Here is a 15796-nt window from a genome sequence, read left to right as displayed (position 1 = left end):
CGGCAAAAATAAGTCCTTTTCTGAAAGATCAGCCCAAAGCCGCCAGCGCTGGGAAAGTTTCCAGCAGCCAATAGGAAAAGCGCGAAAACCCGCCCGTCAGCATCATCAGACCAATGGTCCACAACAGCAGCCCCATGATCCGCTCGATCCGCTCCATATGGCGCTTCATGAACGCCATGAGGCCCGTCATGCGCGGGAAAAAGGCGGCCACCAGCAAGAAGGGGATGCCCAGTCCGGCGGCATAGACCGCCAGAAGCGTCGTGCCGCGCGTCACCGATCCCTCAGAGGCAGCCAGTGACAGGATGGCGCCAAGCTGTGGGCCGATGCAGGGGGTCCAACCGAAGGCGAAGGCAAGGCCAAGCAGATAGGCACCGAACGCGCTACCGCCTTGGTCGCCCGCGTCGATCCGGGCCTCGCGGTTCAGAAACGGGATAGAGATCACGCCCAGAAAATGCGCGCCGAACACCATCACCAAAACGCCCGCAAAACTCGCGAATAAAGTTTGGTTTTGTAAAAAGAACGCCCCAAAGGCCGAGGCTGCGAACCCAAGAAACAAGAACACCGTGGACAGACCCATGACGAAGAACAAGGCGGCCACGGTCGCCTTGCGCGCAGCCCCTTTCCCTTCGCTCATTTCGCCCATGCTGACGCCAGACATATACGCCAGATAGGGGGGAACGATGGGAAGGACGCAGGGGCTGAGAAAACTCAGAATCCCCGCCGCAAAGGCGATAAACAGCGCAGGCAGAAGGCTTGCATCAATGAGATCAAATCCAAACATGCCTTCACATAGCGCGGGAATTGTCCGCCGTCACGTGCCGGTTTGTCACAACTGCGCGACAAATTAGTGCCTCGGGCCGGATAGACAGCGCCAAGCGAAAACCTTATGGGAAGATATGGAGTTCGACGACGACCTTGACGCAGTGGGGCTGCTTTGCCCCCTGCCCGTTCTGAAGGCGCGCAAGCGACTGAAATCGCTGGCTTCTGGTCAGGTTTTGCGTCTTCAAGCGACAGATCCGGCCGCCGTGATTGACGTGCCGCATTTCTGCGCGGAACAAGGCCACATTCTGGTCGGTCAGGAAGAGCACGAAGCAGTTACGCTGTATTTCATCCGCAAAGGCTAACAGGTAAGCCGCGTCGATATTGAACAAAAAAGGCCGGGCGCGATGCCCGGCCTCTTTGTTTCCGCTTCAGGGCACTACTTCCCCAAAGACCACCACCCCTTGCGCTTGGGCTTGGCCGGAGTGTCGGCCTTCGGCTCAGGCTGGGCCGTGGGCGCCGGGGCGCTGGCCATTGCTGGTTCTGGCGCCGGCGCGGGCTTCGCTTTGGCTTTCCCCTCGGCTGGCGCGCTGTCGGCAATGGCATCGGTGGTGTCGGCTGTGCCGTCCTCGGCCTTCTTCTTTCGGCTGGTCGGTGCCCGCTTGCGGGTGACCTTCTTGGGCTTCTCCACAGCGTCTTTGCTGTCCGGGGTTGCCTCCTCAGCCACTGCATCCGCCGCCTTGGCCGGTTTTGCCCGAGACTTGCGCGCAGGCTTCTTCTCTGCGTTTTCGGTCGTCGCATCGGCCGGCGCGCTTTCGTCAGCTTTGACTTTCGGTGTGCGCTTGCGCGGGGCCCGTTTGGGCTTGGCGGGCGCGTCCCCGTCTGCGTCGGGCGCTACGTCGGCAGTGACATCAGACTTTGCCGCATCCGCGGATGCTTCATCATCTTTCTTCTTCGATGTCCGCGTGCGCGACCGCTTGGGTTTCGGCGCATCTTCGCCCGCGTCCGCTGCATCCTTGCCACCACTGTCTTGCTTAACGTCGCCCGCTTCTGCAGGCTCTCCACCGGCATCATCATCCGAGCGGCTGTCGTCATCCTGACCGTTTTGACGATCGTCACCATTGCGCGATGAAGACCGGCGCCGACGCCGACGCCGACGGCGTTTTTTCGGCTTGTTTTCGTCGTCTGCATTCTCGTCGGAGACAACTTCGGCTTCGACGACCTCTTCGGCCTCGTCGATCTCATCCATCAGTGACGCATTCACCGACACGACCGGGGCTGTTGCCTCGGGCACCGAACGCGTCGCGGTCTTGAACTTCTCGATCGAATAGTCGGGCGAGATCAGGAACGGATCGGCTTCGATCCGAACCGCCATGCCATAGCGCGCTTCGATCTGCGCGATATGTTCGCGCTTGTTGTTCATCAGGAAGTTGACGATGCCAACCGGGGCCTTGACCAGAACCTCGCGTGACCGGCGGCGAACACCTTCTTCTTCCAGCTGGCGCAGGATATTCAGCGCAAGGTTGTCGTCCGAACGGATCAAGCCGGTGCCGTGACAGTGGTTGCACGGTTGGGTGGTGGCCTCGATCATGCCGGGGCGCAGGCGCTGGCGTGACATCTCGGCCAAGCCGAAGCCCGAGATACGACCCACTTGGATGCGCGCTCGGTCCGTTTTCAGCTTGTCTTTCAGACGCTTTTCAACCGCGTTGTTGTTGCGGCGTTCTTCCATGTCGATGAAGTCGATCACGATCAGACCGGCAAGGTCGCGCAGACGCAGTTGGCGGGCGACTTCTTCGGCGGCTTCAAGGTTGGTCTTCAGCGCCGTTTCTTCGATCGAGCCTTCTTTGGTGGCCCGACCGGAGTTCACGTCGATGGCAACCAGTGCCTCGGTGACGCCAATCACGATATAGCCGCCCGAACGCAGTTGAACCGTCGGGTTGAACATGGCCGACAGGTAGCTTTCGACCTGATAGCGGGCGAAAAGCGGCATCGGTTCGTTGTAAAGCTTCACGTTCTTGGCGTGGGACGGCATGATCATTTTCATGAAGTCCTTGGCGATGCGGTATCCGGCCTCGCCTTCCACGAAAACTTCGTCAATCTCGCGCGAATACAGATCGCGGATCGAGCGTTTGATCAGGTTGCCTTCTTCATAAATCTTGGCGGGCGCGGTGGAGTTCAACGTGAATTCCCGGATCTGCTCCCACAGGCGCTGCAAGTATTCATAGTCGCGCTTGATCTCTGACTTGGTGCGTTTGGCACCTGCGGTGCGCACGATCAACCCGGCCCCTTTGGGCACGTCGATCTCGGTGGCGATTTCCTTCAGTTTCTTGCGGTCAGCGGCATTGGTGATTTTGCGGCTGATCCCGCCGCCCCGTGCTGTGTTCGGCATCAGGACGCAATACCGGCCTGCCAGTGACAGATAGGTGGTCAGGGCCGCGCCCTTGTTGCCACGTTCTTCCTTAACGACCTGCACCAGAAGGATCTGGCGCACTTTGACGACTTCTTGGATCTTGTAGCGTTTGGCGCGTGGCTTGCGGCGCGGGCGAATTTCTTCGGCCACATCATCATCGGCGACGCTTTCGATCTGGTCGTCCTTTTCAGACGCGTCCAGCGGTTCGTCGTCGTCATCGTCGTCATCGTCGCCGTTGTCGTCGGTCTGGCTGTCCGCGTCACTGCCTTGGGCCACGGACTGCTTGTCCGCTTTGCCCTGCGCGTCTGTCGTGTCATCGTCCGACGGTTCTTCGACCGGCGTTTCATGGACCAGCTCCATCGGGGATTGCCCTTCAAGCGGGTCGCTCGCACCTTCATCAAGGTCGATCACGTCCAAAGCCGAGCTTGTGGCTTCGACGTCCTTGGTTGCAACCGCATCGTCCGTGCTTGCTTCTTCCGCCTTGGAGCGCGACCGGGGACGTGACCGGCGACGGCGCGATTTGGGCTTTTCATCCTCAGCGGCCATCGCTTCGGCATAGGCGCGTTCTTCTTCTAACAGCGCCTCGCGATCTGCGACGGGGATCTGATAATAGTCCGGGTGAATTTCCGAAAAGGCCAGGAAACCATGCCGGTTTCCGCCATAATCCACAAAGGCCGCTTGCAACGAGGGTTCAACCCGCGTGACCTTTGCCAGATAAATGTTACCAGCTAGCTGGCGTTTGTTTTCTGATTCAAAGTCAAATTCCTCGACCTTGTTTCCATCCACCACCACAACGCGCGTTTCTTCCGCGTGGGTGGCGTCGATTAGCATCTTCTTTGCCATTATGTCTTTCTGCACCCAAATCCGGCGCCCTTCCTGGTGGAAGCGCGCGGTTCATCGGGTGACTTGTCAGGGCGAAGCGATGCAGGGGAAGCGGCAACGCGGCAAGGGGCATGCGCCCCACCGTTCTAGATTGCTCGATCCTCACACGCATCATCGCGTTTCTTCTCCGGTCAAGTGGCGGGTTCCGAGTGATCGGAAGCCAGTGCTTGACCCATTCATTACCCTATCCCAGTCCGGGCATCGGGCGCATTATCCGACAAAGCTGGCTGGCGTTTCGGCCCGGTCCATCCTTGGTCTTCAATTTCCGGCTCCGGCAGCCAGCCCATCTTTTGGGTGCGTTCCGGGGCGCTCTCGGTCTGATTCATCCCGACCTGCGACTCTTTGGCCTGCAGTCGGTCGATAAAGCAGCGTAACTTTTCGGTGGCCGGGCGCGTCGGCGCGGATCACCTTCCTTGAACATAAGTGGTCCGGCCCCACAAATACAATGGGCAAAATGCGGTTGGCCGCACAAGAATAGTTAACAAAGCGCCGATCCCCCTGCCCGGCAGGGGTTTCGCGTGTCAACAATCTGGCGTTTTGGTGCGCCTTAATACAATCCGCCAGACGACAGCGAACCAAAATCGGCCTTACCGGGCACAACCACACTTTTGCCGGTCGATGTCGTAACCTCGCTGGCCCCGTCGTCCCCTTCGCCACGATTGAACATCGGCAAGTTCACCCCCATGGCAAACCCACCGTCAAACATCACCCCGAACAGAGGCTCTTCGCCGTCACGGAAATATTCAGCAACCACATGATCGCCCGAGGCGTTGTCCGGCAGGCGGGCGCCTGAGAAGCGGTCGATCTTAATGAAATGCCCCCCCGGCGGCACTTTGAATTCCCCGCCGCCATATTCTTTGACAGCTTCCGTCATGAAGCGTTGGAACACAGGCCCGCACATCCCCCCACCCGAGGCGCCGGGCATGGTGCGCGGACGATCATAGCCGATATAACAGCCTGCTACGATGTTCGACGTGAAGCCAATGAACCAGGCATCGCGTTCATCGTTGGTGGTGCCGGTCTTGCCCGCTGTTGGCACAGGCAGATTGACCGCCCGACGCGCGGTGCCGCGTTCCACGACCCCCCGCATCATCGAGGTCAGTTGATAGGCGGTGATCGCGTCCATCACCCGTTCGCGGTTGGACACGATGGTGGGCGCTTCGCCGGCCCCCAGCATCGGGTCGTCGCAATCCGCGCAATCGCGCCGGTCGTGGCGATACACGGTCTCGCCCCAGCGGTCCTGCACCCGGTCGACCAAGGTGGGTTCGACCCGCTCGCCCCCATTGGCAAACATTGCATAGGCGGCAACCATGCGAAACAGCGTCGTTTCCTCGGCCCCCAGAGAGTTCGCAAGGAACGGGTTCATGCGGTCGTAAACTCCGAACCGTTCGGCATAGCCTGCGACCGTATCCATCCCGATTTCCTGTGCCAGCCGCACCGTCATCAGGTTGCGCGATTGCTCGATCCCGGTGCGCAAAGGTGTCGGGCCATAAAACTTGTTCGAATAGTTCTTGGGGCGCCAGATCTTGCCTCCGGCCATAACCTCGATCGGCGCGTCGATGACGATGGTGGCGGGGGAAAACCCGCTGTCCAGAGCAGCCGCATAGACGAAGGGCTTGAAGCTTGATCCCGGCTGGCGCGTGGCCTGCGTGGCGCGGTTGAACACCGAATGCTGATAGCTAAACCCGCCCTGCATCGCCAGAACACGGCCGGTGTTCACATCCATCGCCATGAAACCGCCCTGCACTTCCGGCACCTGCCGCAGGGTCCAGCGAATGAAGCTGCCGTCCTCGTCGCTGGTCATTTGGCGCACGTGGACGACCTCGCCCACCTTCAGAAGATCGCCGGCGACCTGTGCGCGGCGGCCAAGGCTGCCGTCTTCATTGCGACGTCGCGCCCAGGTCACGTCCTTGGCGGGGATCCAGTGGCCGTCGTCATCTTCGTCGACGCCCTCGATGCCCACGCGCGCGTCATTGCCGCCGACCTCTAACACCACAGCCGGGTGCCAGCCAAGGATGTCGCGCGGAAACTTCGTGTCGCCCAAAGCGGCGCGCCATGCGGCCTCGTCGCCCAAAACGTCTTGCGGCAAGGTCACACCAGAGGGGCGATAGACGCCGCGCCCGCGGTCATATTGCTCCAACCCAATGCGAAGGCTTTGGGCTGCAACCTCTTGCAGGTCCGGATCCACAGTGGCGCGAACGGTCAGACCACCGGTGAAAAACTCCTCTTCCCCGAAATCGCGGCTCAACTGACGGCGAATTTCGTCCGAGAAGTAGTCGCGCGGCGGCAGCGCGTCGCGGAACGCCGGGAAATCGCCGTTCTGGACGGACCGCAACGGCAGTTCGATCTCGGCCTCATAGGTCGCCTTGTCGATATAGCCGTTCTGAAACATCTCGCGCAGAACATAGTTGCGGCGTTGGAACACCACGTCCTTGGCGCGCACCGGGTGATATTTGCCCGGCGCCTGCGGCATCGCCGCCAGTGTTGCGGCTTCGTGCGGCTGCAGGTCATCAAGCGTTTTGTTGAAATAGGTCTGTGCGGCAGCGGTCACGCCATATGAGTTCTGGCCCAGAAAGATCTCGTTCAGATACAGCGCAAGGATATCTTCTTTGGACAAGGTGCTTTCCAGCCGCACTGACAAGATCAGCTCTTTGATCTTGCGTTCCGCCGACCGTTCCGAGCTGAGCAGGAAGTTTTTCACCACCTGCTGCGGAATGGTCGAGGCGCCCCGCAACTTTCCCCCGCGCGCCGCTTCAAGGGCGGCGGCGGCAATGCCGCGCGGATCAAACCCGGCATGGGTGTAGAAGTTTTTATCCTCGGCCGAGATGAAGGCGTGCTTCACGAGGTCGGGAATCTCTGCCGCTGGGGTGAACAGTCGACGTTCGCGGGCGAACTCATCCATCATCTGGCCTTCACCGGAATAGACCCGGCTGATGGTCGCAGGCGTATAGGTGGCCAATTGCTCGTGGCTTGGCAAGTCCCTGGAATACATCCAGAAAATGCCACCAATCGCCAGCGCGCCCATAAAGACGGCCAAGGTGATGCCCGTAAAGACGGCACCGAATATGCCAAGGATAAATCTGATCACGCGCGCGCCCTCGTGGAAACTGTTGCCTACCTATAAAGGGCGCGCAAGGCCGGGTCAAAACCCCCAAGGGGGGAAAATCGGCTATTTTACGCCCGTGACATCATGCCCAAACATCTGGGCTGCGCCATGGCCGCGCAATGATTGCAACTGCCCTGCCCCCGTCCTATGTCTTGAGCCAGACAACAACCCGGAGGCCCGATGCTTACCACCCTTCCCTTCCCCGTCCGCGATGCCAATGCACAAACCGGTGATATCCCGCTTGAAGGGCTGCCCGAATGGGATCTGAGCGACCTTTATACCTCGCAGGATGCACCAGAACTGGATCGTGATCTGGCGTGGCTGGAAAAAGCCTGTGCGGACTTTGCGGCCACCTATGAAGGCAAACTGGCCGATCTGGACGCGGCGGGCATGTTGGGCTGTGTCGAGGCGTATGAAAAGATCGACCTGATCGGTGGGCGTATCATGTCCTTCGCAGGGCTGCGCTATTACCAGCAGACCACCGATGCCGACCGCGCGCAGTTTTTCCAGAACTGTCAGGAAAAGATCACCGTGTTCACCGCGCCGCTGGTGTTTTTCTCGCTTGAAGTGAACCGGATCGACGACACGGTGCTGGACGGTTGGTTTGCCGCAGACGCGGCCCTTGCGCGTTACAAACCCATCTTCGACCGCCTGCGCGCCATGCGCCCCTATCAACTCTCGGACGAGCTGGAGCGGTTCTTGCACGACAAGTCCTCGGTCGGGGCGTCGGCCTGGAACACGCTGTTTGACGAAACCGTCGCGGGTCTGATGTTTACCGTGAATGGCGAGGAACGCGGGCTGGAAGCCACGGCGAACCTTCTGACCGATCAGGACCGCGAAACCCGTGAAGCCGCATTGCGCGAAATCGCGCGTGTCTTGGGCGAGAACATCAAGGTTTTCGCACGCGTTCACAACACCTTGGTCAAGGAAAAGGATATCGAGGATACGTGGCGCAAGATGCCCAGCCCGCAGACCGGGCGGCACTTGTCCAACCACGTGGAACCCGAAGTGGTCGAGGCCCTGCGCAACGCCGTGGTCGCCGCCTATCCGCGCCTGAGCCACCGCTATTACGAGCTAAAGCGCAAATGGCTGGGGCTGGACGTAATGCAGGTCTGGGATCGCAACGCGCCCCTGCCAATGGAAGATGACAAGCTAGTCGACTGGCCTGCGGCCGAGAAAATCGTCATGGACGCCTATGCCGATTTTGATCCGCGCATGGCCGAGATTGCCGCGCCCTTCTTCTCAAAAGGTTGGATTGATGCAGGCGTTAAGCCCGGCAAGGCACCCGGCGCGTTCGCCCACCCCACCGTCACCAACGTGCACCCTTACGTCATGCTGAACTATCTGGGCAAACCGCGCGATGTGATGACGCTGGCCCATGAGCTGGGCCACGGCGTTCACCAGGTTCTGGCCGCGGATCAGGGCGAGATGCTGTCATCCACCCCGCTGACGCTGGCTGAAACCGCCTCTGTCTTCGGTGAAATGCTGACCTTCCGCAAGCTATTGAGCGAAGCCAAGACCAAGGCGGAAAAGAAGGTCATGCTGGCGGGCAAGGTCGAGGACATGATCAACACCGTCGTGCGCCAGATCGCCTTTTATGACTTCGAATGCAAACTGCACGAAGCCCGCGCGGGCGGCGAGTTGACCCCCGACCAGATCAACGCAATCTGGATGAGCGTTCAGGGCGAAAGCCTTGGCCCGGCATTCGAATTCATGGACGGGTATGAAACCTTCTGGTCCTACATCCCGCATTTCGTCCATTCGCCCTTCTATGTCTATGCCTATGCCTTCGGTGACGGGCTCGTGAACGCGCTTTATGCGGTCTACGAAGAAGGCGACGCGGATTTTCAGGACAAGTATTTCGAGATGCTGAAAGCGGGCGGTTCAAAACATCACAAAGAGCTACTGGCCCCGTTCGGCCTTGACGCCTCGGACCCGAAATTCTGGGACAAGGGGCTGGCGATGATCGAAGGCTTCATTGATGAGCTGGAAGCGATGGAGGATTGATGCTTAAGCAACAACGCAGCCTAATATTTTGGAATGACCGCTTAGCGGGACGGAGCTGCCGTTCGCATCTTTCGCGCCAATGGCTGGTCTAGGGCTCCGCGATCGATAACGACCACTTTGCTCTTGAGCTTATTCGCTGACCTTGCGCCAACTTTGATCGGCCTTTAGTTTTTTTGCTTCTTGGACGGAATTGGATGTGTAAGTGGACCGACCTTTGTCAATTTCCGTAAGCGCCACTAAGAGATCAATTGTTGCCAAAAAAGTTCTTTCAAGCATCTGCACACGGGCGTCGAATCTGTCCGCTCCTGAGATATCCAAACGGTCAAACACGCGGACCAATCTTGACATCCACCTTTGCGTCTCTTCTTCGTCGGAATGCAAGAGCGCCTCAAACTCCCTAAAACCGAGCACTTCGAACCTTCTGGATGCTCCGCTGATTTCGCGGATCATCATATCTCCGATCCCTGATTGAAAGTCTCTATAAAGCCATGCCTCGCGGATCGACAACGAGCTAACAGCTCGAGCGCGTGTTTCCGAAATGACTTCCGATGGTAGGTGATCAATGTTTGCCTCGTCACAGAGGTAATTTGCAATGCTCTGACATAGAGCGACCTGGGCCGCCTCGTCCAAGTTTATTAGCAGGTCTTGATCACCGCTGCTCGTTGAGCCGACCGACTTAATGATTTGCTCAACCTTCACAGCGATCCGAGATAAGTCCTTGTTCTCTTCAGGGAGCGGTATGTCCCAAAGCTGCGAAGCACTTTTTACCCGCTGAGTTTCCACGTGTGCTCCGTCCGCCAAAGCTCCTTCTAAAAGTGATAGCGCTGCCGTTAGCTGGCTGAGTTCTTCATCTCCACTCAGCGAGAGAAAAGTCAATTCGCGCCTATATGCGCGGACCCAGCCCACTAGCGCCGCCAATCTATATATCGTACTCTCAAACTTATACTTGTCGAATTGGCTCTCAAAACCGCTTGTCTTCAAATATGCGCCACGACCCGTATCGGTCAGTGTCTCGCGCAGTCGCCAAAATAGACTGACAGCTGCAGAAAGCATTGGGTCTGAGTAGCTTCTGTATACTGCCTTCGCTGTCTTCTTATCTGAATGAGCTTCCTTCCAGAAGTGAAGGGCCACGTCCTTTATCAAGATCGTGACTAGCGCAGACGCTACACCAATTAGCGCGACCTGAGTTTTTACATCCATGCAAGCACCTCGACCATCAAGATATTGGTTGATCACGAAAATTGTAAAGCAGACCTTCGTCGCGCTACGCAAACCTAGTAGGATTGGGCTCAAACCAGCCGTTGCCAGCAAGTCTCCCTCACTTCAACTGGCTGTCTTTCGAGCCGCGCCTGTTGAACCCCGGACGCGACTTGAAGGCTTCATCCCTGTCCTGCATGCAATCGATGCACAGCTTCACGCCGGGCAAGGCCATGCGCCGGGCCTCGGGGATTTCTTCCTCGCATTCTGCGCAGTGGGTGCGGCTTTCGCCCACAGGCGACTTTCGCGCGCGTATCCGCGCAAGCTCATCCTGAACCGACGCGTCAATTTGTTCCTGAACCGCGCCGTCGCGCGCCCAACCTCCTGCCATAGTGCCCTCCGTCTGTAGATAGACCCAGCGTTCAGTATAAATTGGTGCAAACAGGGTCTCGTTTCAATGGGACGGCTATGATCTTGGCGGTCTGGGCCAGCTTGCGCCTGTTCGCGACTTGCCCCTATCCAACCAGATGACATGAGAAAACCGACCCGGCGGACCGGGTCGGTCATGTTGTAATCTGCGAGGCGCGCGTGGGGTCAGGCGTCCTCGAACAGACCTTTTTCCGACGCGAGTTCCTGCATCCGCTTTTGCAGTTTTTCAAAAGCGCGCACTTCGATCTGGCGAATACGTTCGCGGCTGACATCGTAGACGCCCGACAGATCCTCAAGCGTGACAGGTTTGTCTTTCAGCCGACGCTGGGTCAGGATGTCTTTTTCGCGATCGTTCAAAACATCCATGGCTTGCGCCAAAAGCTCGCGGCGCACCGTAAGCTCGTCATGTTCGGCATAGTCGCCCGCCTGATCAGCGCTTTCATCTTCAAGCCAGTCCTGCCACTGCATCGCCCCTTCGCCATCGGCCGAGACGGTTGCATTCAAAGACGCGTCCCCGCCCGACAGGCGCCGGTTCATCGAGATCACCTCGTCTTCGGTGACATTCAGGTCATTTGCGATCCGGGCCACGTTCTCCGGGCGCAGATCGCCGTCTTCCAACGCACCAATGCGCGATTTCGCTTTGCGCAGGTTGAAAAACAGCTTCTTTTGCGCCGACGTCGTGCCCAGCTTGACCAGGGACCACGACCGCAGGATGTATTCCTGAATGGCCGCGCGAATCCACCACATGGCATAGGTCGCCAAACGGAAACCTTTTTCAGGGTCAAAGCGCTTTACGGCCTGCATCAGGCCGACATTCGCTTCGGAAATCACTTCGGCCTGTGGCAAGCCATAGCCGCGATATCCCATCGCAATTTTCGCCGCCAGACGAAGGTGCGAATTCACCATCTGGTGGGCCGCATCGCGGTCTTGGTGATCCACCCAGCGCTTGGCCAGCATGTATTCCTGCTCCGGTTCCAGCATCGGGAATTTCCGAATCTCCTGAAGATAGCGGTTCAATCCACCTTCTGGCGTCGGGGCCGGCAAGTTCTTATAGTTGCTCATCTTCGCATAACTCTCCCACTTGTCCCGTCAATGTTGCGGGGCTTAACATTGAAATAAGACCCCGCTCAAAGATTTCAAGTGCTGTGTCCGTCATTTTCATGAACAATACATGAACTTGTTTGTTGCGTTTTGGAAGGGTTTGACATGAATTCTCACGCGGTCGTGCAGAAAGTTGCAGCCCCTACAGAAGCGGCGCAAGCATCCCGATCGAGTTGATCAGAATCCGGCGCGGAACGGACCAGGCGATGACGTTTTCGCGCTGCACGCTGATCGACATCGACAAGAAGGCCTCTTGCTGCTGCCGGATCTCACCAACGACATCCGTGTCGACCAGCATGACACTGTTTTCATAGTTCAAATCGAAACTGCGCCGATCCAGATTGGCCGACCCGACCAAGGCGGCCCGCCCATCGACGCTGATGACTTTGGCATGCAGCAAGCCCGGCTGAAACTCGTGAATTTCCACCCCGGCGTTCAGCATTGCGCGGTAGAAACTACGCGAGGCAAAGGCAACCACGTGGCTGTCATTGTTGGCCGGTAGGTTGATCTGCACCCGCACACCGCGCAGGGCGGTGGCGCAGATCTGCTGATGCAACGCTTCCGAGGGCACATAGTAGGGCGTGGTGATCACCACCTCGTCCTGCGCTGAGGCCAAAAGCATCTGGATCATGTCGGGCACGGCCTGAATGCTTTCTGTCGGGCCGGACCCTGCCATCACGGCCGGGAACCCGCCCTCGTTCGTCAAGCTATCCCGATCCAGGATGGCCGAGATGTCGTCACCGCCATGCACCATCCAGTCCGACACGAAAAGCCGCTGCGCCTGCCACGCCACCGGGCCTTTGATGCGCATCATTAGATCGACCCAAGGGGCGAATTTTGCTTTCACCCGAAACGCCGCATCTGCGCAGTTCTGGCTGCCGACATATGTGATGTCGTGGTCGATCACCACAATCTTGCGGTGATTGCGGATGTCGAGCCTACGGAAGAACGCCGACACCAGCGGAAACCGAAAGGCGAAGGCCACGACCGTGTCCACGCCACCTTCTTTCAGGCGCGTCCAAAGCGGATCAGACAACAGGCGCCGTGACCCCAAGCCATCGACGATCACGCGCGCCTTGACGCCACGGGCGGCGGCACGGATCAGTGCCTCGGCCACGCGGGTGCCGTTGTTGTCGGCCAGCCAGATATAGAACAGCACATGCGCGTGATCCGTCGCCGCGTCGATGTCAGCGACCAGCCAATCGATGCTTTCGTCGCTGTTGCTGGTGACGGTCGCCCGGTTGCCGGGCACCGGCTTAAACCCGTTGACGGACGCCGCGCGCGCAAACGCCTGCCGATACAAAAGTGGCAATTGCGCGACCTGCGGCTCTCCTTTCGGAAGCTTAGGGAGTTCGTGATGGAGGTCTTTGAGTTTCTTGTCTGATCGTCGGTCTGCGCTGGTATCACCCAGAAAGAAATAGGCAATGACGCCAACCAGCGGCAAGGTCAGGATCACCACGCTCCACGCCAGTCTGGACGCCGCCGAGCGGTGTTCGCGTGTCACGGCGCGGGCAATGGTCGCAAGGTCCAGAAAGAACAGGACCACGGCCCAGATCGCGCCCCACGACCCCCAAGAAAGCTCTGTCATACCTGCCTTTGCCCCACCGATGCCGGTGCGCGATCAACCGTCGCGCAGGATTTCGATCAACTCTACCATATCTGCGGGGATGGGCGCTTCAAAGCTTAACTTCTCGGCGGTGATTGGATGTTCGAACCCCAACGTCGCGGCATGGAGCGCCTGACGTGGAAAGGTGCGTGCGGCCTCGATCGCGGCGGGTCCGATCGCCTTGGCGTTCAGTTTGCGGCGTCCGCCATAGGTTGGATCACCGATCAGGCCATGACCCGCATGGGCCATGTGGACACGAATTTGGTGGGTGCGTCCGGTTTCAAGCCAGCATTCGATCAGCGCAGCCTGCGCAGGCGCGCCGTAAGTTTGAAGAATGCGTGCACGGGTCACCGCATGACGCCCACCGGAAAACAGGACCGCCTGTTTTTGCCGGTCGGTCTTGTGGCGCGCCAACTGCGTGGTGATCTTCAGGATGTTGCCCTTCTCAAAGCTTGCCCCCTTGATCCCGCCCAAACGCGGGTCGGCCTGATCAGGGGCACCGTGCACGACCGCCAGATAGTGACGTTCGGCGGTGTGGGCCTCGAACTGTTTGGCCAACCCGTGATGGGCTGCGTCCGACTTGGCCACCACCAGAAGGCCTGATGTGTCCTTGTCGATCCGGTGCACGATACCGGGGCGTTTTTCGCCACCCACACCGGACAGTTCACCACCAAAATGGTGCAATAGCGCGTTGACCAGCGTGCCCGTGGGCGTGCCGGGCGCAGGGTGCACCACCATGCCAGCGGGTTTGTTGACCACAATCAGGTCGGCATCTTCATAGACAATGTTCAGCGGGATATCTTCGGGGCCGATATGGCTTTCTTCGGCCTCGGGCACGTGAATTTCAAACAGGTCACCTTCGGCCACCTTGGCGCGGGGGTCGTCGATGACGACGCCGTCGCGCATGACCGCCCCGTCTGCGATCAACCGTGCCAGCCGCGACCGCGACAGGCTTGCTGCCTCTGGCACATCGCGGGCAATCGCCTTATCAAGGCGCTTGGGTGGGTTTTCCGCGATGGTAACCCCGACGATACGGTGCGATGACGACATGAACGACACTCCTGAACAGGATCTGGACGCGGCGCTTGAGGCATCTGTGGGCCACGGCACCGTGCGGTATCTGAAAACTCTGGTGACGGCCATGACCCTCACCACGATTGTGGGCCTTGTAGTGCTGGTGGGCGTGGTTGTCATGCGTTTCTCGCAAACCACACCCGATCAGACAACGGCCCCCGCCCTGCCCGACCATATCACCCTGCCAGATGGGGTCACGGCGAACGCGGTCACGTTTGGCCCGGACTGGTATGCAATTGTGTCAGGCGACGAAATACTGGTTTTTGACCAAGGCTCAGGTGATCTGATCAAGCGCATACAGGTCCGCTGATCCTTTGCGATCTGACCAATATTTCCGGCTTTGGAAGATGGTACCGACACCCCGGCTCGAACGGGGGACCTCTTGATCCACAATCAAGCGCTCTAACCTACTGAGCTATGTCGGCACGCAGGACGCATTTACCCGCCACGCGCAGGCATTGCAAGAGGTCGCCGCTTGAAAAATGCATGAAAGGCCTCTAACCCCAAAGGGATAGTTTCAGGAGGCCAGACATGGGCATCAACGACGAAAGCGAAATCGACGCGAACCTTCAGATCGGACCAACTTCGCTTGGGATGGTGCGGCTTTACGTCGAAGGCGGCGGCGTCGAGCTGCCGATGGATTTTGAGCCGGAAGAGGCCGAAGAGATCGCCGAAGAACTGCGCGTGGCCGCCGCACAGGCGCGCGCGATGGCTGAGGGTGGAAAAGGCAAAAAGGGTAAGTAGGGGTCATAACCCCTTTCAGACATTGACCAATCCCGCCACGCCCGGATCGCGAAACCCCTGCAGGCGCCGCGCCGCGTGGGCCGCAAATTTCTGCACCATCACATTGCGGCGCGCCGGCGCCAGCTTGTCCTCAGGCCCCATGCGAATAATCTCGGCGTCATAGCTGTCGGCAATGATCAACCCGGTGCCGTCGGGCAGAAGCTCGGTCGGGAAATCGGCGTCCACCGCCCAGAAATACCTATCACACCAATCCAGATAGCCCTGCCATTTCTGATCCGATGTGAAGTCAACCCGCGAGGATTTGCATTCGATCACCCAGACCTCACCCTTCGGGCCAAGCGCCATTACATCGACGCGCAGCCCACGCGTCGGCACCAGCTCTTCGACTGTGACAAAGCCGTGGCCAAGCATGTGGCGACACACACCGCGCGCGAGCAACTGGCCAGGCATCAGGGATTGGTTTGGCATCTCCATGAGTCTA

At 59.0% G+C, this 15796-nt stretch carries 13 protein-coding genes and 1 tRNA gene; 4 read left to right on the top strand and 10 right to left on the bottom strand.

Features of this window, described 5'->3' with window-relative positions:
• Positions 1–28: 28 nt before the first annotated feature.
• Positions 29–781: a cytochrome c biogenesis protein CcdA gene (locus Q0864_RS03110; protein ID WP_298566054.1), complete on the bottom strand. Its 753-nt coding sequence runs from the start codon at positions 779–781 to the stop codon at positions 29–31.
• Positions 782–896: 115 nt separating this feature from the next.
• On the opposite strand from Q0864_RS03110, the gene Q0864_RS03105 reads away from it, so the two are divergent.
• Positions 897–1124, top strand: coding sequence for a sulfurtransferase TusA family protein (locus Q0864_RS03105; RefSeq protein ID WP_298566053.1), 228 nt, complete (start codon positions 897–899; stop codon positions 1122–1124).
• Positions 1125–1198: 74 nt separating this feature from the next.
• Here the strand turns inward: Q0864_RS03105 and Q0864_RS03100 are convergent, their stop codons facing one another.
• Positions 1199–4012: an Rne/Rng family ribonuclease gene (locus Q0864_RS03100; protein ID WP_298566052.1), complete on the bottom strand. Its 2814-nt coding sequence runs from the start codon at positions 4010–4012 to the stop codon at positions 1199–1201.
• Between the two features lie 586 nt (positions 4013–4598).
• Positions 4599–7139 carry a PBP1A family penicillin-binding protein gene (locus tag Q0864_RS03095; RefSeq protein ID WP_298566051.1) on the bottom strand — a complete coding sequence of 847 codons (2541 nt, stop codon included), beginning with the start codon at positions 7137–7139 and terminating at the stop codon, positions 4599–4601.
• A gap of 198 nt (positions 7140–7337) precedes the next feature.
• On the opposite strand from Q0864_RS03095, the gene Q0864_RS03090 reads away from it, so the two are divergent.
• Positions 7338–9164, top strand: coding sequence for a M3 family oligoendopeptidase (locus Q0864_RS03090; protein WP_298566050.1), 1827 nt, complete (start codon positions 7338–7340; stop codon positions 9162–9164).
• A gap of 129 nt (positions 9165–9293) precedes the next feature.
• On the opposite strand, the gene Q0864_RS03085 is transcribed toward Q0864_RS03090, so the two are convergent.
• The 5 genes from Q0864_RS03085 to Q0864_RS03065 form a co-directional block, all read right to left on the bottom strand.
• A complete protein-coding gene (locus tag Q0864_RS03085; protein WP_298566049.1) occupies positions 9294–10364 on the bottom strand; it encodes a hypothetical protein in 1071 nt (356 codons plus the stop codon).
• A 118-nt stretch (positions 10365–10482) separates the two neighbouring features.
• Positions 10483–10752 carry a DksA/TraR family C4-type zinc finger protein gene (locus Q0864_RS03080; RefSeq protein ID WP_298566047.1) on the bottom strand — a complete coding sequence of 90 codons (270 nt, stop codon included), beginning with the start codon at positions 10750–10752 and terminating at the stop codon, positions 10483–10485.
• 203 nt (positions 10753–10955) lie between these two features.
• Complete coding sequence (gene rpoH, locus Q0864_RS03075; protein WP_298566045.1) at positions 10956–11852, bottom strand: RNA polymerase sigma factor RpoH; 897 nt, start codon at positions 11850–11852, stop codon at positions 10956–10958.
• Positions 11853–12033: 181 nt separating this feature from the next.
• Positions 12034–13479: a cardiolipin synthase gene (gene cls, locus Q0864_RS03070; RefSeq protein ID WP_298566044.1), complete on the bottom strand. Its 1446-nt coding sequence runs from the start codon at positions 13477–13479 to the stop codon at positions 12034–12036.
• Positions 13480–13512: 33 nt separating this feature from the next.
• Positions 13513–14547 (bottom strand): RluA family pseudouridine synthase, encoded by a 1035-nt coding sequence (locus tag Q0864_RS03065; protein ID WP_298566043.1) that lies wholly within the window; start codon positions 14545–14547, stop codon positions 13513–13515.
• Between Q0864_RS03065 and Q0864_RS03060 the strand changes: the two genes are divergently transcribed.
• Positions 14546–14881 carry a DUF6476 family protein gene (locus tag Q0864_RS03060; RefSeq protein ID WP_298566042.1) on the top strand — a complete coding sequence of 112 codons (336 nt, stop codon included), beginning with the start codon at positions 14546–14548 and terminating at the stop codon, positions 14879–14881. The two genes, Q0864_RS03065 and Q0864_RS03060, sit on opposite strands and share 2 nt — an antisense overlap.
• A gap of 38 nt (positions 14882–14919) precedes the next feature.
• Here Q0864_RS03060 and Q0864_RS03055 read toward each other — a convergent pair.
• A tRNA-His gene (locus tag Q0864_RS03055) sits at positions 14920–14996 on the bottom strand.
• Between the two features lie 106 nt (positions 14997–15102).
• On the opposite strand from Q0864_RS03055, the gene Q0864_RS03050 reads away from it, so the two are divergent.
• Complete coding sequence (locus tag Q0864_RS03050) at positions 15103–15315, top strand: DUF6324 family protein (RefSeq protein WP_298566041.1); 213 nt, start codon at positions 15103–15105, stop codon at positions 15313–15315.
• A 15-nt stretch (positions 15316–15330) separates the two neighbouring features.
• Here the strand turns inward: Q0864_RS03050 and Q0864_RS03045 are convergent, their stop codons facing one another.
• The gene (locus tag Q0864_RS03045) at positions 15331–15783 is read right to left on the bottom strand and encodes an MmcB family DNA repair protein (RefSeq protein WP_298566040.1); all 453 of its coding nucleotides are present in this window, start codon (positions 15781–15783) and stop codon (positions 15331–15333) included.
• Positions 15784–15796 lie beyond the last annotated feature (13 nt).

This window comes from uncultured Aliiroseovarius sp., from assembly GCF_947497285.1.
Lineage (GTDB): Bacteria > Pseudomonadota > Alphaproteobacteria > Rhodobacterales > Rhodobacteraceae > Aliiroseovarius.
Note: the sequence above shows the minus strand (reverse complement) of the source record. Positions and strands in the feature narration are given on the sequence as shown.